2 protein-coding genes are annotated in these 1638 nt (G+C 57.9%); one reads left to right on the forward strand and one right to left on the reverse strand.

Going from position 1 to position 1638, the window contains the following annotated elements:
* On the forward strand, nucleotides 1–289 hold a 289-nt coding region (locus tag WN73_RS11800), incomplete at its 5' end, for a UPF0149 family protein (protein ID WP_271552889.1).
* 394 nt (nucleotides 290–683) lie between these two features.
* Here the strand turns inward: WN73_RS11800 and WN73_RS11805 are convergent.
* Entirely contained in the window at nucleotides 684–1376 is a 693-nt protein-coding gene (locus WN73_RS11805; protein WP_097669856.1) for a YggS family pyridoxal phosphate-dependent enzyme, read from the reverse strand.
* Nucleotides 1377–1638: the final 262 nt, after the last annotated feature.

The following is a 1638-nucleotide window of genomic DNA, read 5'->3' on the forward strand; positions in this document are numbered from 1 at the left end:
ACCCAGTGGAGACGTCGATCCGCGACCATGGTGCCAAGGCTTCTATGCCGCGATGCGGCTCAAGCTATCGGCGTGGGCGCCGTTGCTGGACGCCAGCAACGTCAATCGCGGCCTACTTCTGCCCATCCTGCTGCACTGTCGCGACGATCAGGGCCGTCCGCTGCTTGGACCACCACGAAGCGGTCGCGAGACCAAGAACTTTCTGCGTAACGCCCACGCCGATATTCCGGCGGCGGTCGAGGCCTTGCGGCAATACTGGATGCCGATCCGCTACGCCCGCGCTCGCTGATCACCGCGCACGTGGGAGCTCATACCGGTTACCGAAAACCCGCGCCAGCGCGACGCCAGATACTGAAGGCCTTCGACCGCACGGCAACCGATCGGAGAATCGCGGCTCTGCGAGCACCGATGACGAACGCTAGGTCTGCCTTTGAGACGATCGGTGTACTTACGCTCTTGAAGTTCCCTCGCGATTGGGACGACATCCATCCATGCGCGAGTGAGCGCGCGGTCAGAGTTGTGTATTGGCATCAGCGGGGTCACACTGAAGTCCGAAAAGTACTGGGTGATCGGTAGCGCCATCCCGATTGCGTCGGCCGGACATCCATACCCTTGTAATTGGAGGCCTGCACTCAGGATGCTTGGAGCGGCTCGCTCTACGAACTGACGTGTGTTGCCCCGTCTTAACTCGAAACGTGACCTGCTCTTCGACCAAAGATGCCAGAACCTACGCGCACATGCGTCGCCCCATACTGGATTGCAATTTCGAAATCTGTACTCATTCCCATGGAGAGTAGCTTCAGATGATTCCGCGCAGCCACTTCGGCAGTGACGCGGAAATGCATCTGCGGCTCCTCATTGAGGGGTGGCATGCACATCAAGCCGGAGATCGGCAGTCCGTACTCGCTTCTGCAGCGCGCTATAAAGTCATCGGCGCCATCCGGAGCTATTCCCCCCTTCTGCGGCTCTTTGCCGGTGTTCAACTGTACAAACAGCGTTGGCCGATGACACTGCTTCGACCACACCTTGGCGAGAGCTTCACATAGGCTAGGACGATCTACTGAGTGAATCGCATGAAAGAGCCCCACGGCCTCCTTCGCCATATTCGACTGCAGAGGCCCGACGAGATGAAGATTCACACTCGGACAGCTTTCCAGTAGGGAGTACCACTTCCCTTTCGCCTCCTGAACCCGATTCTCCCCGAAGACATTGTGGCCAAGCGCCAAGACGGGACGCACGTATTCGGCGGAAACCGTCTTGGACACTGCAATCAACGTCACCGACGTCCGTTCGCGGCGCGCTTTTTTGCAGGCCAGTGTGATCTTTTGATCCACCTCATCGAAGTGCGCTTCCACCGTTCTGACCGGATCATTCATACAGCTCATGTCAAACAGGCTCCTATGTCCGCGCGGCAGCTGCGCTTCAAGTCCATGCTCTCCCTGCGAACTCCCCCGACCGACAATCCTTGCACCGACGACGCGATCGGTTCGCCTGAACTCCGAACAACTCATTCGGCATGATTCATTGCTTGAAAGCGCTTCGCTCTGCTAGCTATGATTACCATGGGCATGTACCAAGAGCTTTTTTCATGAATTCGCGGGCCGACAAGGTCGATCTGGTCTGTCCCTAGATTGTGCA

Source organism: Bradyrhizobium sp. CCBAU 45394 (assembly GCF_028128655.1).
GTDB lineage: Bacteria > Pseudomonadota > Alphaproteobacteria > Rhizobiales > Xanthobacteraceae > Bradyrhizobium > Bradyrhizobium diazoefficiens.

Coding starts and splice junctions, on each gene's coding strand:
- WN73_RS11805 (WP_097669856.1), bottom strand. CDS start 1,376: ATGAATGATCCGGTCAGAACGGTGGAAGCGCACTTCGATGAGGTGGAT.